This is a genomic window from Paragemmobacter kunshanensis (assembly GCF_011059185.1).
Classification (GTDB): domain Bacteria; phylum Pseudomonadota; class Alphaproteobacteria; order Rhodobacterales; family Rhodobacteraceae; genus Paragemmobacter; species Paragemmobacter kunshanensis.
In genome coordinates, this window is the sequence record NZ_JAALFE010000005.1 from 78469 (window position 1) to 98328 (window position 19860).

Annotated in this window: 25 protein-coding genes; 13 read left to right on the top strand and 12 right to left on the bottom strand. The window is 67.9% G+C overall.

Annotated features, from left to right (window positions below; translation table 11 throughout):
• Positions 1–59: 59 nt before the first annotated feature.
• Positions 60–545, top strand: coding sequence for a 5-(carboxyamino)imidazole ribonucleotide mutase (gene purE, locus G5V65_RS06865; RefSeq protein ID WP_165048289.1), 486 nt, complete (start codon positions 60–62; stop codon positions 543–545).
• Positions 538–1605, top strand: a complete 1068-nt coding sequence (locus tag G5V65_RS06870; protein ID WP_165048292.1) for a 5-(carboxyamino)imidazole ribonucleotide synthase — start codon at positions 538–540, stop codon at positions 1603–1605. The genes purE and G5V65_RS06870 overlap by 8 nt, the downstream gene beginning before the upstream one ends.
• A 79-nt stretch (positions 1606–1684) precedes the next feature.
• Here the strand turns inward: G5V65_RS06870 and G5V65_RS06875 are convergent, their stop codons facing one another.
• From G5V65_RS06875 to G5V65_RS06895, 5 genes are all read right to left on the bottom strand, one after another.
• The gene (locus G5V65_RS06875) at positions 1685–2245 is read right to left on the bottom strand and encodes a transglycosylase domain-containing protein (protein ID WP_165048294.1); all 561 of its coding nucleotides are present in this window, start codon (positions 2243–2245) and stop codon (positions 1685–1687) included.
• 47 nt (positions 2246–2292) lie between these two features.
• A complete protein-coding gene (locus G5V65_RS06880) occupies positions 2293–3009 on the bottom strand; it encodes an LrgB family protein (RefSeq protein ID WP_165048296.1) in 717 nt (238 codons plus the stop codon).
• Positions 3009–3368, bottom strand: a complete 360-nt coding sequence (locus G5V65_RS06885; protein ID WP_165048298.1) for a CidA/LrgA family protein — start codon at positions 3366–3368, stop codon at positions 3009–3011. The genes G5V65_RS06880 and G5V65_RS06885 overlap by 1 nt, the downstream gene beginning before the upstream one ends.
• 102 nt (positions 3369–3470) lie before the next feature.
• Positions 3471–3875: a low affinity iron permease family protein gene (locus tag G5V65_RS06890; protein ID WP_165048300.1), complete on the bottom strand. Its 405-nt coding sequence runs from the start codon at positions 3873–3875 to the stop codon at positions 3471–3473.
• A 1-nt stretch (position 3876) separates the two neighbouring features.
• On the bottom strand, positions 3877–4599 hold the full coding sequence (locus G5V65_RS06895) for an alpha/beta fold hydrolase (protein WP_165048303.1): 723 nt from the start codon (positions 4597–4599) through the stop codon (positions 3877–3879).
• A gap of 104 nt (positions 4600–4703) precedes the next feature.
• On the opposite strand from G5V65_RS06895, the gene G5V65_RS06900 reads away from it, so the two are divergent.
• Genes G5V65_RS06900 through G5V65_RS06910 form a run of 3 tightly spaced genes read left to right on the top strand, consistent with a single transcriptional unit; the run spans position 4704 to position 6117 of the window.
• The gene (locus G5V65_RS06900) at positions 4704–5156 is read left to right on the top strand and encodes an NUDIX domain-containing protein (protein WP_165048305.1); all 453 of its coding nucleotides are present in this window, start codon (positions 4704–4706) and stop codon (positions 5154–5156) included.
• The gene (locus G5V65_RS06905) at positions 5153–5644 is read left to right on the top strand and encodes a GreA/GreB family elongation factor (RefSeq protein WP_165048307.1); all 492 of its coding nucleotides are present in this window, start codon (positions 5153–5155) and stop codon (positions 5642–5644) included. Before G5V65_RS06900 ends, G5V65_RS06905 begins: the two co-directional genes overlap by 4 nt.
• The gene (locus tag G5V65_RS06910) at positions 5641–6117 is read left to right on the top strand and encodes a GNAT family N-acetyltransferase (protein WP_165048309.1); all 477 of its coding nucleotides are present in this window, start codon (positions 5641–5643) and stop codon (positions 6115–6117) included. Before G5V65_RS06905 ends, G5V65_RS06910 begins: the two co-directional genes overlap by 4 nt.
• Here the strand turns inward: G5V65_RS06910 and G5V65_RS06915 are convergent.
• The 6 genes from G5V65_RS06915 to G5V65_RS06940 all read right to left on the bottom strand — a co-directional run bounded on the left by G5V65_RS06915 (position 6089) and on the right by G5V65_RS06940 (position 10932).
• Positions 6089–6940 (bottom strand): EamA family transporter, encoded by an 852-nt coding sequence (locus G5V65_RS06915; protein ID WP_165048311.1) that lies wholly within the window; start codon positions 6938–6940, stop codon positions 6089–6091. The genes G5V65_RS06910 and G5V65_RS06915 overlap by 29 nt on opposite strands.
• Positions 6937–7842, bottom strand: a complete 906-nt coding sequence (locus G5V65_RS06920; RefSeq protein WP_165048314.1) for a DMT family transporter — start codon at positions 7840–7842, stop codon at positions 6937–6939. The genes G5V65_RS06915 and G5V65_RS06920 overlap by 4 nt, the downstream gene beginning before the upstream one ends.
• 111 nt (positions 7843–7953) lie before the next feature.
• Positions 7954–8403, bottom strand: coding sequence for a GNAT family N-acetyltransferase (locus G5V65_RS06925; protein WP_165048316.1), 450 nt, complete (start codon positions 8401–8403; stop codon positions 7954–7956).
• Entirely contained in the window at positions 8396–8671 is a 276-nt protein-coding gene (locus tag G5V65_RS06930; RefSeq protein WP_165048318.1) for a YjhX family toxin, read from the bottom strand. Before G5V65_RS06930 ends, G5V65_RS06925 begins: the two co-directional genes overlap by 8 nt.
• A gap of 249 nt (positions 8672–8920) precedes the next feature.
• Positions 8921–10561 (bottom strand): chaperonin GroEL, encoded by a 1641-nt coding sequence (gene groL / locus G5V65_RS06935; protein ID WP_165048320.1) that lies wholly within the window; start codon positions 10559–10561, stop codon positions 8921–8923.
• Positions 10562–10644: 83 nt separating this feature from the next.
• Positions 10645–10932, bottom strand: a complete 288-nt coding sequence (locus G5V65_RS06940) for a co-chaperone GroES (protein WP_165048322.1) — start codon at positions 10930–10932, stop codon at positions 10645–10647.
• A gap of 211 nt (positions 10933–11143) precedes the next feature.
• Between G5V65_RS06940 and G5V65_RS06945 the strand changes: the two genes are divergently transcribed.
• The 7 genes from G5V65_RS06945 (at position 11144) to G5V65_RS06975 (ending at position 18005) form a co-directional block, all read left to right on the top strand.
• Entirely contained in the window at positions 11144–12151 is a 1008-nt protein-coding gene (locus G5V65_RS06945) for a TraB/GumN family protein (RefSeq protein WP_165048325.1), read from the top strand.
• 643 nt (positions 12152–12794) lie between these two features.
• Complete coding sequence (locus G5V65_RS06950; protein ID WP_165048327.1) at positions 12795–13715, top strand: manganese-dependent inorganic pyrophosphatase; 921 nt, start codon at positions 12795–12797, stop codon at positions 13713–13715.
• Positions 13716–13818: 103 nt separating this feature from the next.
• Positions 13819–14694, top strand: a complete 876-nt coding sequence (locus tag G5V65_RS06955) for a TIGR01459 family HAD-type hydrolase (protein WP_165048329.1) — start codon at positions 13819–13821, stop codon at positions 14692–14694.
• A gap of 241 nt (positions 14695–14935) precedes the next feature.
• Complete coding sequence (locus G5V65_RS06960; RefSeq protein WP_165048331.1) at positions 14936–15391, top strand: MaoC family dehydratase; 456 nt, start codon at positions 14936–14938, stop codon at positions 15389–15391.
• Between the two features lie 32 nt (positions 15392–15423).
• Positions 15424–16362 (top strand): bifunctional riboflavin kinase/FAD synthetase, encoded by a 939-nt coding sequence (locus G5V65_RS06965; protein ID WP_165048333.1) that lies wholly within the window; start codon positions 15424–15426, stop codon positions 16360–16362.
• A 153-nt stretch (positions 16363–16515) separates the two neighbouring features.
• Positions 16516–16971 carry a YcgN family cysteine cluster protein gene (locus G5V65_RS06970; RefSeq protein ID WP_165048336.1) on the top strand — a complete coding sequence of 152 codons (456 nt, stop codon included), beginning with the start codon at positions 16516–16518 and terminating at the stop codon, positions 16969–16971.
• The gene (locus G5V65_RS06975) at positions 16971–18005 is read left to right on the top strand and encodes a threonine aldolase family protein (protein ID WP_165048338.1); all 1035 of its coding nucleotides are present in this window, start codon (positions 16971–16973) and stop codon (positions 18003–18005) included. The genes G5V65_RS06970 and G5V65_RS06975 overlap by 1 nt, the downstream gene beginning before the upstream one ends.
• 139 nt (positions 18006–18144) lie before the next feature.
• On the opposite strand, the gene G5V65_RS06980 is transcribed toward G5V65_RS06975, so the two are convergent.
• On the bottom strand, positions 18145–18738 hold the full coding sequence (locus G5V65_RS06980) for a 2-hydroxychromene-2-carboxylate isomerase (protein WP_165048340.1): 594 nt from the start codon (positions 18736–18738) through the stop codon (positions 18145–18147).
• Between the two features lie 92 nt (positions 18739–18830).
• Here G5V65_RS06980 and G5V65_RS06985 point away from each other — a divergent pair, with 92 nt between their 5' ends.
• Complete coding sequence (locus G5V65_RS06985) at positions 18831–19850, top strand: ribose-phosphate pyrophosphokinase (protein WP_165048342.1); 1020 nt, start codon at positions 18831–18833, stop codon at positions 19848–19850.
• The last annotated feature ends 10 nt before the right edge of the window (positions 19851–19860 follow it).

Genomic DNA, 19860 nt, shown 5'->3' on the forward strand with positions numbered 1-19860 from the left:
CTTGCCCCCACGCCGCAATCCACTATACCCGCCGCAACCGCATTTCACGGGGGGCGCGCATGGCCATCGACGTTGGAATCATCATGGGGTCCCAGTCCGACTGGGCCACGATGAAAGAGGCCGCGACCATCCTCGACGACCTCGGCATCCGCTACGAGACGAAGATCGTCTCCGCCCACCGCACGCCTGACCGTCTCTGGACCTATGGCAAGACCGCCGCCGAACGCGGCCTGAAAGTCATCATCGCAGGCGCGGGCGGCGCGGCGCATCTGCCCGGCATGATGGCCTCCAAGACCCGCATCCCCGTCATCGGCGTCCCGGTCCAGACCAGGGCGCTGTCGGGTGTCGACTCGCTCTACTCCATCGTCCAGATGCCCAAGGGCTTCCCCGTCGCCACCATGGCCATCGGCGCGGCGGGCGCGGCCAATGCGGGCCTCATGGCCGCAGGCATCCTCGCCATTACCGACGCCGCCCTCGCCGCCCGCCTCGACGCATGGCGCGACGCGCTCTCGGCCTCCATCCCCGAGGAGCCCTCGGATGACTGACGCCCTTCCCACCGGGTCCACCATCGGCATCCTCGGCGGCGGCCAGCTTGGCCGCATGCTCTCGGTCGCGGCCTCTCGCCTCGGCTTCCGCACGCATATCTTCGAACCCTCGGCCAACCCGCCCGCCGCCCATGTGGCCGACCGCGTCACAACCGCGCCCTATGACGACCTCGCCGCGCTGGCCGCCTTCGCGGCCTCGGTCGACGTCGTCACCTATGAATTCGAGAACATCCCCACCGCCGCGCTGGACGTGCTGGAGAAAACGCACCCCATCCGCCCCAACCGCCGCGCGCTGGCCGTGTCGCAGGACCGCATCGCCGAGAAGGATTTCCTCACCTCCCTCGGCCTCACCACCGCGCCCTATGCAGGCGTCACCACGCTCGACGACCTCCACCACGCCATCACCAAGATCGGCACCCCCGCCATCCTGAAGACCACCCGCCTCGGCTATGACGGCAAGGGTCAGGCCCGCCTCAAATCCCCCGCCGACGCCGAAGCGGCCCTCGCCCAGATGAACGGCGCCCCCGCCGTCCTCGAAGGCTTCATCGACTTCAGCCACGAGGTTTCCGTCATCGCCGCCCGTGGCACCGACGGCTCCGTCGCCTGCTATGATCCCGGCGAAAACGTCCACAAGGACGGCATCCTGTCCACCACCACCATCCCCGCCCGACTGTCCCCCTCGCAGCGCACCGACGCCATCCTGCTGGCCGCCCGCATCCTGAACGCGCTGGATTACGTGGGCGTCATGGGGGTAGAGCTTTTCGTCACCCGCGCGGGCCTGATCGTCAACGAGATCGCCCCCCGCGTCCACAATTCCGGCCACTGGACGCAGAATGGCTGCGCGGTAGACCAGTTCGAACAGCACATCCGCGCCGTGGCAGGCTGGCCCCTGGGCGACGGCGCGCGCCATTCCGATGTGGTGATGGAAAACCTGATCGGCGACGACATCCTCCGCGTCCCCCAGATCGCACGCGAGAAAAACGCCGCCCTCCACCTCTACGGCAAGGCCGAGGCGCGTCCGGGCCGCAAGATGGGCCATGTGAACCGGATCGTCGGTTAGGCGAACCCCGCCCCGGACCTGATCCGGGGCCTCCGCCCACCCACAAGGTCATGGGCTCAGGCCCGGGTCAGGGTCAGGGTCACTCCAATCCGCATGTTCCCAATGGGTCCCGCACACCCAACGGCAGCGCGGTCGCGGCCATGGCCTCCCTGGGCGCGATCAATCCCGCTTCGGCCATCTCGCCCAGCAGCCAGTTCCGCCGCTCCAGGGCCCTTATCCCTGCCCGTTCGGGATGAAACACCGCCGGCCCCTTGGGCAGGATCGCCAGATAGGCCACCTCCTCCACCGCCAGCGCCCTGACCTCCTTGCCGAAATAGGCCTCCGCCGCCCCTGCCACGCCAAAGCAGCGCTGCCCCAGATAGACGCGATTCACGAACCAATCCGCGATCTCTTCCCGCGTCAGGGCCTGCCCAATGGCCAGTTCCACCGGCAAGGATGGCCCCATCCCTGGCTCCGGATACCAGGCGGTGATGGTGCGCGTCACGGTTGAACGGGGATACGGGCCTTCCCAGAACCCCTTGTCCTCCGCCAGAACGAAGGCCTGCACCACCAGGGGCGGCGCCGCCTCCCACCCGGCCCGATCCGCCTCATAGGCCGCCCGCACCGCCTCCGGCGTCAGGAAGGCGAACTCCTCTGCCACGGCCACCTTCCCGCACAGCAGCAACCCGACAGCAACACCCCAACCCCTCACCGCAACACCCCCAACAGAACCGGCACGATCAGCGCCGTCATCACCGCATTCAACCCGATGGCAATGCCCGCAAAGGTTCCCGCCACCGGGTCCACCTGAAAGGCCCGCGCCGTCCCGATCCCGTGCGAGGCCAACCCCACCGCAAACCCCCGCGCCCGGTAATCCCGTATCCCCAGCCCGTTCATCAACGGCGTCACCACCAGCGCCCCGATCATCCCCGTCAGGATCACCAGCACCGCCGTCAGCGCCGGATCGCCCCCCTGCGCTTCGGTGATCGACATCGCCACCCCCGCCGTCACCGATTTGGGCGCAATCGCCACCAGCACCCCTTCCGGCGCGCCAAAGGCCCAGACCACGGCCACCGCGCTTGCCGCCGCCACCACGCTGCCCGCCACCAGCGCCGCCAGCATCGGCACGGCCGACCGCATCACCAGCGCCCGATGCTCCCACAGCGGCAAGGCCAGCGCCACCGTCGCCGGCCCCAGCAGGAAATGGATGAACTGCGCCCCGTCGAAATAGGTCGCATACTCCGTCCCCGAAGCGACCAGCAGCCCCCCCACCAGCAGGACCGAGATCAGCACCGGATTGGCCACCGGATGCCGCCCCGCCCGCTGCGACAGCCAATCCGCCACCGCATAGGCCGCCAGCGTCACCGTCAGCCACAGAAGCGGCCCCTGCGTCAGATAGACCCACAGCGCGAAATCCTGCCGCATCACGCCTGCCCCATCCGCCGCGCCACCGCCCGGAACGTCACGACCGAGACGACAAGCGTCAGCACCGTCGAAACCCCCAGCGCCACCGCCAGCGCCAGCCATTCCGCCGCCAGCACCTCCAGATTGCCCACCACGCCAACCCCCGCCGGCACGAACAAGAGCGACAGATGCGCCAGCAGGAACCGCCCCGCAGGCTCCACCCCCGCCAGAAGCGGCGGGGCGAACCTGTCGCGCAGCCACAGCACGCCAACCATCGCAGCCATGCCCAGCACCGGCCCCGGCACCGGCAAGCCAAGCCCCCGCGCCACCACCTCCCCCAGCAACTGACATCCAAGGATCACCGCAAGACTGCCGATCATCTCCCCCCTCCTGCTTCCCCCCAGAGTCCCCGTTGCAAGATATCCCACGGGGGGGTGCGGGGGGGGGTGACCCCCCCCCGCTCCGACATGGTCCACCCCGCGCTAGGCCTCGGGCGTATCCGTATCCGGCTCGCCCCGCTTCAGCCTGTCCCGCGCCACACCGGCCAGCCGCTCATAGCGCGCGCGGAACGCCTCGATCTGCCGCTCTTCCAGTTCCTCCAGATCCATCAGCGCATTATGCGCGCCCTGCGTCGCCCGGATCAGCTCGTCCAGCTTCAGCTGGATCGCCGCCGTGTCGCGGTTCTGCGTGTTCTGGATCAGGAAGACCATCAGGAAGGTCACGATCGTCGTGCCGGTATTGATCACCAGCTGCCAGGTATCGGAAAAGGCAAAGATCGGCCCGGTCACGATCCAGACCAGGATCACCCCCACCGCCAGCGCAAAGGTCGACGGCCGCCCGCACCAGCGCGACACCTGCTTTGCGACCCCGGCATAAAGACTGGCCATCTCATTCTCCGCCCAGAACCTCTTCGACCGCCGCGCCATAGCCCAGGTCCGGCTCGAACCGCCCGGTTTCCAGAAAGGCCAGCACCTCGGCGATCACCACGGGGCTCATCATCATGAAGGTATGGGTCACCGGCAAGACGATATGATCCGTCATCCCCGCCACCCGCGTCCGCGCCACCGAGACCTTGCCGTCATCCGGCCCCGGAATGACGCTGGAATAGACCGGGTTCAGCGACCTGTCCCCCGCGATCACGCCCAGTTCGTAATCCGGCAGCGGCAGCGCCAGCGGCACCGATCCCGCCCCCGTCCCCAGTTCCAGCCCCGCCGGCCCGTTCACCCATTCAAAGGCCCCGACATCCCCGAAGGCATCCACCAACTCCGATCCCCGGTTCGGCGGCGCCAGCATCACCACCCGCCCCATCTGCCCGGGCCGGTTCGCGGCCAGCCAGGCCCGCGCCAGGATCCCGCCCATGGAATGGGTCACGAAATGCACCGGCTCCTCCGCCCCGCATTGCGCCACCGCGGCGCCGACGCGCGGCACCAGGTCCCCGATGGGAAACTCGGTGGAAGGATAGCCGTCATTCACCACGCGGTATCCCCGCGCCTCCAGCGCCGCCGCCATCGGCACCAGCGACGTCTCGCTGCGGGCCAGCCCGTGCAGCAGCACCACGCAATCCGCACTGGCGGGCGCGGCCATCAGAAGAAAGGGGAAAAGCCACCTCATGCCCCCTCTCTATCCGATTCTCCGCCCCCCGCATGGGCAAACTTGCCCCGCCTGCGTCATGCCGCCGATTTACAATCCCCCGCCGCCGCGCCACGCTGCACGACATGAGCTATCGCCGCCACCGCATCGCTGCCCGCGCCCTGATCCTGCACGAGGACCGCCTCCTGCTGGTCAACGCCTATCCCGCCGGCAAGTCCGATCTGTGGTGCGCCCCCGGCGGCGGGCTCAATCCCGGCCAGTCGATCCCCGACAACCTCGCGCGCGAGGTGATGGAGGAGACGGGCCTTTCCATCGCCGTCCTCGCCCCCGCCATGGTGAACGAATTCCACGATCCCGCCACCGGCTTTCACCAGATCGACCTCTTCTTCCATGCCCGCATCACCGGCGGCGCCCTCGATCCGCGCTGGAAGGATCCCGAAGGCATCGTCACCGATCGCCACTTCTTCGCCCGCGACGATCTCGCCTCGGGCCGCATCCGCTTCAAGCCCGACAGCCTGCCCGCCGCCGCCTGGGACAAGACGCCCCTCTACGACCCGCTGGAAAGGATCGTCCGATGAGCCGCGCCTTCGTGAAAGAGGGCGACGGCGCGCTCGACCCGCTCCCCGATCTGCCCGTCTCGCCCCATCCGAACCATGTCACCCCCGCGGGCCTCGCCGCGCTGCAACAGCGCCTGCGCGACACGCAATCGCGCCTGGCCGCGCTCAAGGCCCGCCCCGACCGGCTCGACAAACTGCCCGAGGCCGCCGCCGAACGCGACATCCGCTATCTCGAGGCCCGCCTCCGCTCGGCCATCCTGATCGACCCCGCCGCCTTCCCCGCGACCGAGGTCGCCTTCGGCCTGATCGTCACCGTCGCCGATGAAGACGGCACCGAACACCGCTTCCAGATCACGGGCGAGGATGAATCCGATGCCGCCACGGGCCGCATCACCCCGCAATCGCCCCTTGCCCGCGCGCTCCTTGGCGCCCGCATCGGCGACATCGTCACCTGGAAGAAACCCGCAGGCGTGACCAGCCTGGAAGTCCTGGGGATAGCACATCCATGATCCGCCCCCTCTTCCACCCGGCAGACCGCCCCGCCGTCGCCGCCTTCCTGGACGAGGCCGCCGATTACTGGCTTCTCGCCGATGGCGCGCCGCCCGGCCCGCAGGCGGCGGATGACTTCTTCACCGATTGCCCGCCCGGCTGCGATCCCGCCGCCTCGCACCGGCTGGGCATCTTCCGCGATGGCCGCCTTTCGGGGCTGGCCGAACTCTCCTTCGGCTTTCCCGAACCCGCCGATGCCTATCTCGGCCTGATGATCCTTGCCCCCCGCATCCGGGGCCTCGGCCATGGCGCGCGCCTGCTTGCCCATGTCGAACGCCTCGCCCGCGAGGCGCATGCCCCCGTCCTCTATCTCGGCGTGATCGAGGCGAACCCCCGCGGCCGCGCCTTCTGGGAACGTCAGGGCTTCCGCCCCACCGGCATCACCCGGCAGGACGACCGCAACATCACCCATCGCCTCGCAAAGCCGCTCTGAACGGCAGGCTCGCCCAGGCCACCCCGCCCAGAACCAGCGCCGCCGCCAGCGCAAAGCGCGGCCCCACCGCCTCGTCCAGCAGGCCCGCCCCCGCCGCCGCCGCGATCAGCGGCACCGTCAGTTGCGCCACCGCCGCCCGCCCCGCGCCCAGCGCGGGCAGCACCGCATACCACAGCGCATAGCCAAGGCCCGAGGTCACCGCCCCCGACACCACCGCCAGCGCCAGCCCGCGCCCCGTCGCCGCGGCCATGTCCACACCCACGACCAGCGCCACCCCCGCCGCCGGGATCAGCGCCAGCGCGAAATTCCCCGCCGTCGCCGCCAGCGCATCCCGCGCCCCGCGCCCGGCCAGCGAATAGATCCCCCAGCCCAGCCCCGCCGCCGCCATCGCCAGGAACCCGCCCCAGCCGCCGCCACCGCCACCCGCAGGCAGCACCAGCACCGCCAGCCCCGCCAGCGCCAGCCCCGCCCCCGCCCAGCGCCGCGCGGGCACGGCCTCCCCCGCCAGCAGGGCACCCGCGAACATCGTCACCTGCACCACCCCGAACAGCACCAGCGCCCCGGTCCCGGCATCCAGATGCCCATAGGCCAGCGAAAATCCGAAAAGATAGACCACCAGCCCCGCCACACCCCCGACCGAGGCCCCCCGCCAGCCCCGCCCGCGTCCGCCGACCAGCGCCAGCAGCACCCCCGCTCCCGCCACAAGCCGGACCACCGCAAACTCCACCGCCCCGATCTCGCCCGCCCCCACCGCCATCCGGTTCAGCACCGAATTGGCGGCAAAGGCCGCCATCACCACCGCCGTCAGCAAAAACAGCCTCACGCCCCGGCCTTCGCGGGCGGCGATGAGGTGGCGAACAGAACCCCCCCCAGCGCGATGGGAAAGCCGATCAGGTGAAACGCCTCCAGCCGCTCGCCCAGAAAGACCACCGCCAGCCCCGCGCCGAAGACCGGCATCAGATGCAGGAAGAACACCGCCCGCGACGGCCCGATCCGCGCCACGGCGGCATTATAGGAAAGCAGCGCCACGACCGAGGCAAAGACCCCCGTATAGAGCACCGACCCGATCCCCGCCGCCGTCAGCGGCACGGTCATCCCCTGCCCCGCTTCCCACAGATGCAGGGGCAGGATGAACCCCGCCCCCAGGACCGAGATGAAGAAGGTCAGCCCCACCGCCGACAGCCCCGCAGGCTTGAACTTCAGCAGCACCGAATACAGCCCCCAGACCACCAGCGCCGCCAGGATCCAGGCATCCCCCACGTTGAAATGCAGCGACAGCAGCCGCGCAGGCTCGCCCCTTGCGATGACATAGGCCACGCCGCAGAAACTCACCCCGATCCCCGCCGCCTGCCGCGCCGTCAACCGCTCGCGCAGCACGACCCAGGCGATGATCACGATGAAGACGGGCATGGTCGCGCTGACCAGCAGCGCATTGATCGCCTCGGTCGAATGCAGCCCGATATAGGTCATCGACTGGAACATCGCCGCCGACAAAAGCGCCATCGCCGCCACCAGGGCCAGGTTGCCCCGCACCACCGCCCAATCCGCCCGCAGGCGCGGCCAGACGAAGGGCAAAAGGATCACCGCCGCCAGCGCCCAGCGCCAGAAGGTCAGGCCAAAGGGCGGCACATCCGCCCGGATCGCCCGCCCCAGCACCCAGTTCCCCGCCCAACAGAGCGAGGCCAAGGCGGCCAGCGCCGCCGCTATCAGGAAATTCCGGCTCATGCGGGCAACCTAGCCGCCCTGCACCGCCTCCGAAAGCCCCTTCATCCCGGCCCGAATGCCCATCGAGGGCCGGGGGGCGGGCGGCGCGGCCTGCCGCGCCGCCCGCCCCACTCACAGACGCAGCGCATAGGTCACCTTGTCCACCCCCTCGGCCCAGAAATCCGGGATGCGCGCCACCTCGGCAAGGCCCAGCCGCGCATAAAGCCGCCGCGCCGCCGCATAGTCCTCCGTCCCCGCCGTATCGACGATGACAAGCCGCGCCCCCCGCGCCCGCAGCGCCCCCAGCGTGGCCTCCACCAGCGCAGCACCCAGCCCGCGCCCCTGCGCGGCGGGCCGCACCGCCAGCGCCAGCAGGTTCCACGTCCCCTCGGTCAGCGCCTCCGGCACGGCATGGACAAAGCCACCCTCCGCCACCAGCCACAGCGCCGCCGACGGGTCCGAAAACCACGGCCCTGCCATCCCCGGCAGCATCTCCGGCGGAAACAGCCCCGTCTCCTCCAGCACCACGCCCAGCGCGGCCAGATCGCCCCGCTCCATCGGGCGGATCACCCTGTCACGCATGGCCCCCCCCTGTCCGATTGTCGGGCTGCGCCCGCACCGCCACCACGCCCTCGCGCGTCACGCGATAGGCCGCGCCGCCCACCGATCGTATGAACCGCCGCTTGCGCAGCCGCTCAAAGACCTCAAGGCTGCAATCGGCCAGCACCAGCCCGTCGCGGGTGAAACAGGTGATCTCCACTACCTTGCCATTGGGGGCGCGGTCGAAACGGATCGCCCCGCCCTGCGCCAGCACGTGCAGCACGCGCTGTTCGAGTTTCGAGATATTCATCGCTCATGTCCGTATTGGTCACATCGACAAATCGCCCGGCCTCACGCGCGGACGATCCGTTGCCATCGGCGACCCAGCAGCCTGGGTCAGTGACCCGCAGTCTCGGACATGAACACTCCATCATCGGGCGCAGCCTGCGCCCTTGCCCCTGTCATAGCCCCGCTTCCGCGCCCGGGCAAGCAAAGGCAAAGGGGGCGCAGCCTGCGCTGCGCCCCCCCCCTGTCTTTCTGCCACGGATGGCAGGGATGATCACATCATCCCGTCCATGCCGCCCATGCCGCCCATGCCGCCGGCAGCCGGGGCCTTGTCGGCGGGCTTGTCGGCGATCATCGCTTCCGTGGTGATCAGCAGCGACGCGACCGAGGCCGCATCTTCCAGCGCCGTGCGCGTCACCTTGGCCGGGTCGATCACGCCGAACTTGAACATGTCGCCATATTCCTCGGTCTGCGCGTTGAAGCCGAAGGTCACGTCGTTCGATTCGCGGATCTTGCCCGCGACAACCGCCCCGTCCACGCCCGCGTTCTCCGCGATCTGGCGCAGCGGCGCCTCAAGCGCGCGGCGCACGATGGCGATGCCGGCTTCCTGGTCGCTGTTGGCGCCCTTCAGCCCCGCCAGCACCTTGCCCGCCTGCACCAGCGCCACGCCGCCGCCGACGATCACGCCTTCCTGCACGGCCGCGCGGGTCGCGTTCAGCGCATCGTCCACACGGTCCTTGCGCTCTTTCACTTCAACCTCGGTCATGCCGCCCACGCGGATGACGGCCACGCCGCCCGCCAGCTTCGCCACACGTTCCTGCAGCTTTTCACGGTCATAGTCCGACGAGGTTTCCTCGATCTGGTTGCGGATCTGGCCGACGCGGGCTTCGATCTCTTTCTTGTCGCCAGCACCATCGACGATCGTGGTGTTGTCCTTGTTGATCGAGATCTTCTTGGCGCGGCCCAGCATGTCGATCGTCACCGATTCCAGCTTCATGCCGAGATCGTCCGAGATGACCTGACCGCCGGTCAGGATCGCGATGTCCTGCAGCATGGCCTTGCGACGGTCACCGAAGCCCGGCGCCTTCACGGCGGCGATCTTCAGCCCACCGCGCAGCTTGTTGACCACGAGGGTCGCCAGCGCTTCGCCTTCCACGTCTTCCGCGATGATCAGCAGCGGGCGCTGCGACTGGATCACAGCCTCCAGCAGCGGAACCATCGGCTGCAGCGACGAAAGCTTCTTCTCGTGCAGCAGGATGAAGGCGTCTTCCAGTTCCGCGATCATCTTGTCGGCATTGGTCACGAAATAGGGCGACAGGTAGCCACGGTCGAACTGCATCCCTTCGACGACTTCGACTTCCGTCTCCATCCCCTTGTTCTCTTCGACGGTGATCACACCCTCATTGCCGACCTTCTGCATCGCATCCGCGATGAAACGGCCGATCTGCGCTTCGCCATTGGCCGAGATGGTGCCGACCTGGGCCACTTCGTCCGAGTCCTTGACGGGGCGCGATGCAGCCTTGATGGCCTCGACGACCTTCGAGGTCGCCATGTCGATCCCGCGCTTCAGGTCCATCGGGTTCATGCCGGCGGCGACCGCCTTCATGCCTTCCTTGACGATGGCCTGCGCCAGAACGGTGGCGGTGGTGGTGCCGTCGCCCGCTTCGTCATTGGTGCGGGAAGCGACTTCCTTCACCATCTGCGCGCCCATGTTCTCGAACTTGTCGGCCAGTTCGATTTCCTTGGCGACCGAGACACCGTCCTTGGTGATGCGGGGCGAGCCAAAGCTCTTCTCGATCACCACGTTGCGGCCTTTCGGGCCCAGCGTCACCTTCACGGCATCGGCCAGGATGTTCACCCCGCGCAGCATCCGGTCGCGGGCATCGGTATCAAAACGTACGTCCTTGGCACCCATGGTGCAGACTCCTCTGAATTCTTGTTGCCTTGATCATGCCGGGCCCTTCGGCCCGTAGGGCGGGGTTCACCCCGCCATGCGCATCACGAGATGATCCCGAGGATGTCGCTTTCCTTCATGATCAGCAGTTCTTCGCCATTCACGGTCACTTCGGTGCCCGACCATTTGCCGAACAGCACGCGGTCACCCGATTTCACGGCCGGCGCGATCAGCTCGCCCGAATCCTTGCGCGCGCCCTCGCCCACGGCGACGATCTCGCCCTCGGCGGGTTTTTCCTTCGCGGTGTCGGGGATGATCAGACCGCCCTTGGTCTTTTCGTCGCTCTGGACGCGGCGGACCAGCACACGGTCATGCAGCGGTTTGAAAGCCATCTGAGAACACTCCCTAGGTTCCAGGTTGAAGTTCGATTAGCACTCATCGGGGACGAGTGCTAACGGCGCATGAGGTAGGCAAAGCCGCGCGCCCTGTCAACACCCGCACCGCCGCCGCGCCATGAAAATTCGGTGACAGGCCCCGCCCCATCTTGGCAGCGCCGCCCCCGGGTGCCACCTTTGCACCACCGTCCAGTCCGCAGGTTCCCGCATGCCCCGCACCCTCCTCTCCCGTCTTGCCCTGGCCCTGCTGGCCCTCTGCCTTGCCGCGCCGCTGGCGCAGGCGGAATGCAGCGGCCGCAACATCCTTGACGGGATGGAAGCCGATGCCCGCCGCGCCCTGATCACCGCCACCGATGCCGTGCCCTATCCGCGCGGCCTGCTCTGGCGGGCCACGCGCGGCGATGCCGTGGTCCACCTCCTCGGCACCTACCATCTCGACGATCCCCGCCACCAGGACACGCTCGCCCGCGTCACCCCCCTCCTGGCCGAAGCGCAGACGATCCTGGTCGAGGCAGGCCCCCTCGAAGAGGCCGCCATGATGCAGGCCCTGCGCCGCGACCCTTCGCTCATGGTCATCACCGATGGCCCCACCTTGCGCGAATCGCTTTCCGATCCGGAATGGGATCTGCTGGCCCAGGCCATGCGCGAAAGGGGCCTGCCGCCCTTCATGGTGTCGAAGTTCCGGCCCTGGTATGTCTCCATGCTGCTCTCGCTCCCCGCCTGCGGGATGGAGGGGCTGGCCCAGGGCAAGGGCGGGCTTGACGCCATGGTGATCGACTATGCCGAAACCCATGCCATCCCGCTCGAGGCGCTCGAATCCCACGAAACCGTCTTCCGCCTCTTCGACGCCATGACGATGGAGGATCAGCTTGGCATGATCCGCTCTGCCCTCGCCCTCGAACCCCATGCCGCCGATTACGCGGTGACGCTGGCCGATGCCTATTTCGATGGCGAATCCCGCCTGATCTGGGAACTCACCCGCCAGATGACGCTGCAGATGCCCGGCCAGGATCCCGCCCGGGTCGAGGCCGATTTCGCCCGCATGGAACAGGCCCTGATGACGGATCGCAACCGCGCCTGGATCCCGGTGATCGAAGCGGCGGCCAGCCGCGGCCCCGTCGTCGCGGCCTTCGGCGCGCTGCACCTGCCCGGCGAAACCGGCGTCCTGCGGCTGCTGGAAGAGGCGGGCTTCACCCTCGAACGCCTGCCGCTCTAGGGCGCGGCCTTTACGCGCGGCCCGGATCATGTCATGCTGCATTTCTCTGATGAGGAGTGCCCTGCACATGATCCTGAACGCCTGAAGCCGATCCCGGCCCGTCCCCGCCCGCCCGCCCGAAGGCTGCGCTGGCCCGGCAGACACGCGTTACAGAGGAGTGCCCCGCCAATGATCCTGCACGGCTGACCGCGCGCGCCCGCGATCCGGGCGCGCATCCCCCCGCACGCGCCCCCCGTGGCGCGGCGGACCCTTCCTCAGCGAAAGGCAGACAGCATGCCGAAGAAATCCCTTCCCCCCGCGCCTGCGGGCCTCCTGCCCGCATCCGCGCCTCCCACTGCTGCGCAGGTCCGGCACACAGCGCCCCGATCCTTCAATCCGGGCCTTGCCAAGGCCCCGCGCCAGGCCCCGCCCGGCAAGGGCGATGCCGGATCCCGGGGCAAATCCGCCAACCGGCTGATCCATGCGCAAAAGGCGCGCGGCCGCTAGCCGCCCCAAAGCCGGACGCGGCGGCCCCCGCCGCGTCCACCCCGCCCCGTCCATCTTGCCGCAGCGCAGCATCAGCCGCACCCAAAGGCGTGACAAGCCTGCGCCGCTTGCCTATAAGCGCGCCGAACTCATCCCCCCACCGATCAAGGTGCATTCCATGACCACGCTCGTCTTCGGCCACAAATCCCCCGACACCGATTCCACCGGCTCGCCCATCATCTGGGCCTGGTATCTGTCCGAGGTGCAGGGAACCCCCGCCAAGCCCGTCCTGCTGGGCGAACCCAATACCGAAGCGGCCTTCGTGCTGCGCCACTGGGGCCTCGACAAACCCGCCATCATCGCCGACGTGACGGCCGATGACGCCGTGGTGATCGTCGATACCAACAACCCCGCCGAACTGCCCCCCTCGATCAATGACGCGAAGATCACCGCGATCATCGACCACCACCTCCTGGTCGGCGGCATCAAGACGAAGAACCCCATCGACATCACCATCCGCCCGCTGGCCTGCACCGCCACCATCATGCACGATCTGATGGGCGACGCGGTCGCCAAGGCGCCGAAGGCCATCAAGGGCGCGATGCTCTCCTGCATCCTCTCCGACACGCTGGAATTCCGCTCGCCCACCACCACGCCGCATGACCGCGCCGTGGCCGAGAAACTCGCCGCCGATCTGGGCGTGAACATCACCGACCTCGCCACCGCGATGTTCGAGGCGAAATCCGACGTCTCCGCCTTCTCCGATGCCGAACTCCTGCGCATGGACAGCAAGGAATACACCGTCGCGGGCAAGGAACTCCGCGTCTCGGTGCTGGAAACCACCGCACCCAAGGTCGTGCTGGATCGCAAGGACAGCCTGATGCAATCCATGGTCGGCGTGGCCAGGGAAGACGGGGCCGATCAGGTGCTGCTCTTCGTCGTGGACATCATCAAGGAAGAGGCGACGCTGCTCGTCCCCAACGACCTTGTGAAACAGCTGGCCGAAGCCTCCTTCGGCTGCAAGGTCACCGGGGATACGGTCGTGCTGCCCGGCATCATGTCGCGCAAGAAGCAGATCATCCCCGCGCTGAAACTCTGACCCCTCCGCACCCGCCCCGCCGGGGCGGGCCCCCTCTCCCTCCCCCCGGCACGGGGGGAGGGTCGGGGAGGGGGGGGGCGCCACCCCAAGGAAAGGCCCGCAGATGACCGACCTGATCCCCAGCCTCGCCTCCATCGCCGACCGCTATGATGCGGTCTTCTGCGATCTCTGGGGTTGCCTGCACAACGGCCAGACCGCCTTTCCCGCCGCCGTCGCCGCCCTCCGCGCCTTCCGCGCCTCCGGCAAGACGGTCCTCCTGCTCACCAATTCCCCCCGTCCGAAGTCCAGCGTCCGCCAACAACTCGCCCGCATCGGCGTGCCCGAGGATGCCTGGGATGACATCGTCTCCTCCGGCGATGCCACGCAATACGGCCTCCTCTCCGGCATCATCGGCACGCGCATCCACCATATCGGCGCGACCAAGGATGAAAGCTTCTTCACCGATCTTCCCGCCGATGCCCCCGCCCTGCCGATCACCCGCGTCCCCCTGGCCGAGGCCGAAGGCGTCGTCTGCACCGGCCTGCGCGACGACCTGACCGAAACGCCCGAGGATTACCGCGCCAGCCTTCTGGGCATGAAGACGATGGGCCTCACCATGCTCTGCGCCAATCCCGACCTCGTCGTCGATCTCGGCGAACGGCGCCTCTACTGCGCCGGCGCCCTCGCCCAGGCCTATGAAGAGATGGGCGGAACCGTGCTCTATTACGGCAAGCCCCACCCCCCGATCTACGATCTGGCCCGCCGCCGCCTCGCCGCCCTCTGCGGCCGCGACGGGGCCGAGATTCTCGCCATCGGCGACGGGCTGCACACCGATATCCAGGGCGGCATCGCCGAAGGCATCGACACGCTCTTCGTCACCGCAGGCCTTGCCGCCGCCGAATTCGGCCCGGATCCGGCCCGCCCCGATCCGGCCCTGCTCCGCGCCTGGCTCGATGCCCGGCACATGTCGCCGACCTACGCCATCCCCTTCCTCGCCTGAGGCGATTTCTGACGCAGAAATCGCGCCGGAATGTGACGCACATTCCGGGCCCGTCCGCATGGCGCGACGCTGGCCCAGCGGTTTCTGCGTCAGAAACCGCCGCGAAATCTGAGTCAGATTTCGCCTCACCTCGCAACATTCTTGCGCCAAAGGTCGCACCCATGACAAAAAGTTACCCAACGGAATTGCGCCGCAGCGCGGCATCGGCTACTGTCCCTGCAGCACAGTCAAGGATTCGGCCATGTTCGCACGCGCCATCGACAATCAGCCCCGCGGCACGATCTGCATCGAGGATCTCGAGATCGGGATGACGCGCTACCTGCTGAAAACCGTCACCGACCGCGACATCGAAATGTTCGCCGAGGTGTCGACCGACCGCAATCCCGTCCATCTGGACGACGGCTATGCCCAGGACACCATCTTTCAGGGCCGCATTGCCCATGGCATGCTGACCGCGGGCCTGATCTCTGCCGTCATCGGCGAACAGCTTCCCGGCCATGGCACCGTCTATCTCGGCCAAAGCCTGAAGTTCATGGCCCCCGTCCGCCCCGGCGATACCGTCCGGGCCGAGGTGAAGGTGACCGCGATCGACCATGCAAAGCGCCGCGTCACCCTTGAAACCCACTGCGCCGTGGGTAATACCGTCGTCCTGAAGGGCGAGGCGCTGGTTCTGGCACCCTCGCGCAAGTTCGACTGACACGCGGGGCGCGCGCCCTGCCACGGGGAAAGATGCGCATCCACCACCACTGGCAGGGACTGGCCAACGAGGCCCGCGGCGCCTCCGTCGCCATGGGCAATTTCGACGGTGTGCATCTCGGCCATCAATCGGTGATCGACCTGGCCCGCCGCCCGGGCGCCGACTCGGGCGCCCCCCTCGGCATCGTCACCTTCGAACCCCATCCCCGCCAGGTCTTCGCGCCCGACGCCCCGCCCTTCCGCCTGATGAACCCCGAGGCGCGCGCCAACCGCCTGGCCAAACTGGGCGTGCAACATCTCTACGAACTGCCCTTCGACCGCGCGCTGGCCTCCCTTTCGCCCGAATCCTTCGCGCGCGACGTTCTGGCAGCCGGGCTCGGCATCCGGCATGTCGTCGTGGGCAGCGATTTCTGCTTCGGCAAGGGCCGCGCGGGCCGCGCGGCCGATCTGCAGGCGCTCGGCCAGGCCCACGGCTTCGATGTCACGATCGCCCCCCTCCTCTCCGTCGCCGGGACCGAGGTCTCCTCCACCGCCATCCGCCAGGCCCTGACCGAGGGACGCCCCCGGGACGCCGCCGCCATGCTGGGCCACTGGCACCGCATCGAGGGCGAGGTGATCCACGGCGAAAAACGCGGCCGGGACCTGGGCTATCCGACGGCCAACATGTCGGTCGATGGCCTCCACCTGCCCCGCCTGGGCGTCTATGCGGTCAAGGTGGATATCCTCACCGGCCCGCAGGCGGGCCCCCATATAGGCGCCGCCAGCCTTGGCGTGCGGCCGATGTTCGGGGTGAACCGCCCGAACCTCGAAACCTTCCTCTTCGATTTCAAGGGCGATCTCTACGGCCAGCACCTGTCAGTCGCCTTCGTCGACTATCTCCGCCCCGAGATGAAATTCGACGGGCTCGAGGCGCTGATCACACAGATGGACGCCGATTGCGCCCGCGCCCGCATGATCCTGTCCCAGCTGTAGCCGCGCAGCGAAACTTTTCCCGAAAAGTTTCGCCAGCCCCTTGCCCGAAATCTTTCCAGAAAGATTTCGGGTCAGCCGTGCCAAAATTTTGCAGGCAAAATTTTGGCTCTCCCCCGCTTCCCTTTCCGCAGCCAAAGGCGCAGTTTCGCGGCCATGACCACAAATCTCCGCCCCCGCTTCTGGGAAACCGTACCGCTCGCCAAACTGACCGCCTCCGAATGGGAGGCGCTCTGCGACGGCTGCGGCAAATGCTGCCTGAACAAGATCGAATATGAGGATACGGGCGAGGTCGACTACACCCGCATTGCCTGCCGCCTGCTTGACGGAGAAACCTGTCGCTGCAGCCAGTACGAGATCCGCCACCAGTTCGTGCCCGACTGCGTCCGCCTCACACCCGCAACCCTGCCGAAGATCGCCTACTGGATGCCCCGCACCTGCGCCTATCGCCTGCTCCACGAAGGCAGGCCCATCCCCGACTGGCACCCGCTGAACACCGGCGATCCCGACAGCACGCACAAGTCCGGCAACTCCGTCCGGGGCCTCACCATCCCTGAATTCGAGGTCCCCGAAGACGACTGGGACGACTACATCATCGACGAGAAACCCTGATGTTCTTCGCCTCCGACAACAGCTCCGGCGTCCCCGTCGAGATCATGGCCGCCCTCAGCCGCGCAAATGAAGGCTATGCCCGCAGCTACGGCACGGATGACATCATGGCTCGCGTCACCGCCCGGATCCGCGCCATCTTCGAGGCGCCCGAGGCCGCGATCCACCTCACAGCCACCGGCACCGCCGCCAATGCCCTGGCCCTTGCCACCCTCACCCCCCCCTGGGGCGCGATCTTCTGCCACCGCCACGCCCATATCGCCGAAGATGAATGCGGCGCCCCCGAATTCTTCACGCATGGCGCGAAACTCGCCCTGATCGACGGCCCCCATGGCAAGATCACGCCTGCCGCCCTGACCGAGGCGCTCGCCACCACCGGCGCTTCCGGCGTCCATGGCGTGCAGCGCGGCGCACTCTCGCTCACGAACGTGACCGAGGCAGGCACCATCTACACCCCCGCCGAAATCGCCACCCTCACCGCCATCGCGAAACAGCACAACCTCCCCTGCCACCTCGACGGCGCGCGCTTCGCCAATGCCCTTGTCGCCACCGGCGCGACGCCCGCAGAGATGACCTGGAAGGCCGGCATCGACGCCCTTTCCTTCGGCGGCACCAAGAACGGCCTTCTCGGCGTCGAAGCCGTCATCCTCTTCGACCCCGCGAAATCCTGGGAACTGGAACTGCGCCGCAAAAGGGGCGGCCACCTCTTCTCCAAACACCGCTTCCTCTCTGCGCAGATGGAGGCCTATCTGCAAGACGACCTCTGGCTTCGCCTCGCCGCCCGGGCCAACGCCATGGGCCAGCGCCTCTCGCAAGGCATCGCAAACCTCAACGGCGCGGCCCTCACCCATCCGGGCGAGGCCAACATGGTCTTCGCCAATTGGGAAGAGGGCGGGCATGCCCGCCTTCAGGCCGCAGGTGCGATCTACTACGATCTCCGCCCCACGAAAGAGGGCCGCGAGACCGCCCGCATGGTCGCCTCCTGGAACACGACCGAGGATCACGTCGACCGCTTCCTCGCCGCCCTTGCCACCTGAGGGCAGGGCCAGCCCCTTCATCTTGGCCCAAATACCCACCTGCAACCGCGCCACCCCCACCCCGGCCGCCTGAAGGCGCCCTCCCCTCCCCCGTTCTTCACGGGGGAGGGGCCGGGGGAGGGGGTTGCCCCGCCAGGCGTCACCGCCCTGCCAGATGCTCCTCCAGAAGGTCCAGCCGATCCTGGCCCCAGAACCGCTCTTCCCCCACGATGTAGAAGGGCAGGCCGAACACGCCGCGCGCCACCGCCTCGTCCAGGTTGCGCATATAGACATCCGCTGCCATGAACATCCCGCGATCCGCCACCGCCGGATCGAACCCGTTTTCCGCGAGGATCGCCTTCACCACCTCATCCTCGGCAATGTTGCGCCCCTCGGCCCAGACCGCACGCGGAAAGGCCCGCACCAGCCCCCCGAGATCGCCGCCCCCCGCCGCCTCGGCGGCGATGATGGCGTAAGAGGCCGGCGCCGGGTTCACCGGAAAGAACATCGGCTGCAGGTCCAGCTTCATCCCCAGCCGCTTCGACCACCGCGCCAGTTCCTGCAAGCGATAGGCCTTCCGGCTTTCATGCCGCTCGGCCAGCACCTGCCCGCCAGTGCGGGGGAAAAGCGCGGTCGCATCCAGGGGGATATAGCGGATGCGTGCCCCCTGCCGTTCCGCAAGGCGTTCCAGCCGGTCTCCGGCCAGATAGACGAACGGGGAAACCGGGGTGAAAAAGTAGTCGATCTGCGCCATTTGCGCGCCCCCTTGCCAGCGTCGGTTTTCAAGACCGTAGCGCGGTGATAAGGCGTGTCCAACACCGAATCCGCTGCCCACCGGAGTGCCCCATGCCCGCCATCACCGAGCCGAAACTGATCTCCGGCAATGCGAATCTCTCGCTCGCGAAATCCATTGCCCGCCGCATGTCCATGCATCGCGGCATGTCGGTGAACCTGGTCGACGCCCGGGTCGAACGCTTCAACGATCAGGAGATCTTCGTCGAAGTCTTCGAGAACGTCCGCGGCGAAGACATGTATGTCATCCAGCCCACCTCGAACCCGGCCAATGACAACCTGATGGAACTGCTCATCATGGTCGATGCCCTGCGCCGCTCCTCCGCCGCGCGCATCACCGCCGTCATCCCCTATTTCGGCTATGCCCGCCAGGACCGCCGCGCCAAGGCGCGCACGCCCATCAGCGCGAAACTGGTGTCCAACCTGATCGAAACCTCGGGCGTCGACCGCGTCCTGACGCTCGACCTGCACGCCGCCCAGATCCAGGGCTTCTTCGACATCCCCGTCGACAACCTCTATGCCAGCCCGGTCTTCGCGCTCGATATCGAACACCATTTCAAGGGGTCGATGGAGGATCTGATGATCGTCTCCCCCGATGTCGGCGGCGTGGCCCGCGCGCGGGAACTGGCCAAGCGCATCAACGCCCCCCTCGCCATCGTGGACAAGCGCCGCGAAAAGGCGGGCGAGGTGGCAGGCATGACGGTGATCGGCGATGTGCGCGGACGCAAATGCATCATCGTGGATGACATTTGCGATACCGCCGGCACGCTCTGCAAGGCGGCCGAGGTGCTGTTGGAGAACGGCGCGACCGAGGTGCATTCCTACATCACCCATGGCGTCCTGTCCGGCCCGGCGGTGGAACGGGTGCAGAATTCGGTGATGAAATCGCTGGTGATCACCGACAGCATCGAACCCACCGAACGGGTCAAGGCGGCCAGCAACATCCGCATCGTCCCCACCGCCCCGATCTTCGCCCAGGCCATCCTGAACATCTGGAACGGCACCTCCGTCTCGTCGCTCTTTGAAACCGATACGCTCGTGCCGATCTATGAAGGCATGTATCAACGGGGCTGATCACAAAGGC

Coding starts and splice junctions, on each gene's coding strand:
- purE (WP_165048289.1), top strand. CDS start 60: ATGGCCATCGACGTTGGAATCATCATGGGGTCCCAGTCCGACTGGGCC.
- G5V65_RS06870 (WP_165048292.1), top strand. CDS start 538: ATGACTGACGCCCTTCCCACCGGGTCCACCATCGGCATCCTCGGCGGC.
- G5V65_RS06880 (WP_165048296.1), bottom strand. CDS start 3,009: ATGCGGCAGGATTTCGCGCTGTGGGTCTATCTGACGCAGGGGCCGCTT.
- G5V65_RS06885 (WP_165048298.1), bottom strand. CDS start 3,368: ATGATCGGCAGTCTTGCGGTGATCCTTGGATGTCAGTTGCTGGGGGAG.
- G5V65_RS06890 (WP_165048300.1), bottom strand. CDS start 3,875: ATGGCCAGTCTTTATGCCGGGGTCGCAAAGCAGGTGTCGCGCTGGTGC.
- G5V65_RS06895 (WP_165048303.1), bottom strand. CDS start 4,599: ATGAGGTGGCTTTTCCCCTTTCTTCTGATGGCCGCGCCCGCCAGTGCG.
- G5V65_RS06900 (WP_165048305.1), top strand. CDS start 4,704: ATGAGCTATCGCCGCCACCGCATCGCTGCCCGCGCCCTGATCCTGCAC.
- G5V65_RS06905 (WP_165048307.1), top strand. CDS start 5,153: ATGAGCCGCGCCTTCGTGAAAGAGGGCGACGGCGCGCTCGACCCGCTC.
- G5V65_RS06910 (WP_165048309.1), top strand. CDS start 5,641: ATGATCCGCCCCCTCTTCCACCCGGCAGACCGCCCCGCCGTCGCCGCC.
- G5V65_RS06920 (WP_165048314.1), bottom strand. CDS start 7,842: ATGAGCCGGAATTTCCTGATAGCGGCGGCGCTGGCCGCCTTGGCCTCG.
- G5V65_RS06925 (WP_165048316.1), bottom strand. CDS start 8,403: ATGCGTGACAGGGTGATCCGCCCGATGGAGCGGGGCGATCTGGCCGCG.
- G5V65_RS06930 (WP_165048318.1), bottom strand. CDS start 8,671: ATGAATATCTCGAAACTCGAACAGCGCGTGCTGCACGTGCTGGCGCAG.
- groL (WP_165048320.1), bottom strand. CDS start 10,561: ATGGGTGCCAAGGACGTACGTTTTGATACCGATGCCCGCGACCGGATG.
- G5V65_RS06940 (WP_165048322.1), bottom strand. CDS start 10,932: ATGGCTTTCAAACCGCTGCATGACCGTGTGCTGGTCCGCCGCGTCCAG.
- G5V65_RS06945 (WP_165048325.1), top strand. CDS start 11,144: ATGCCCCGCACCCTCCTCTCCCGTCTTGCCCTGGCCCTGCTGGCCCTC.
- G5V65_RS06950 (WP_165048327.1), top strand. CDS start 12,795: ATGACCACGCTCGTCTTCGGCCACAAATCCCCCGACACCGATTCCACC.
- G5V65_RS06955 (WP_165048329.1), top strand. CDS start 13,819: ATGACCGACCTGATCCCCAGCCTCGCCTCCATCGCCGACCGCTATGAT.
- G5V65_RS06960 (WP_165048331.1), top strand. CDS start 14,936: ATGTTCGCACGCGCCATCGACAATCAGCCCCGCGGCACGATCTGCATC.
- G5V65_RS06965 (WP_165048333.1), top strand. CDS start 15,424: ATGCGCATCCACCACCACTGGCAGGGACTGGCCAACGAGGCCCGCGGC.
- G5V65_RS06970 (WP_165048336.1), top strand. CDS start 16,516: ATGACCACAAATCTCCGCCCCCGCTTCTGGGAAACCGTACCGCTCGCC.
- G5V65_RS06975 (WP_165048338.1), top strand. CDS start 16,971: ATGTTCTTCGCCTCCGACAACAGCTCCGGCGTCCCCGTCGAGATCATG.
- G5V65_RS06980 (WP_165048340.1), bottom strand. CDS start 18,738: ATGGCGCAGATCGACTACTTTTTCACCCCGGTTTCCCCGTTCGTCTAT.
- G5V65_RS06985 (WP_165048342.1), top strand. CDS start 18,831: ATGCCCGCCATCACCGAGCCGAAACTGATCTCCGGCAATGCGAATCTC.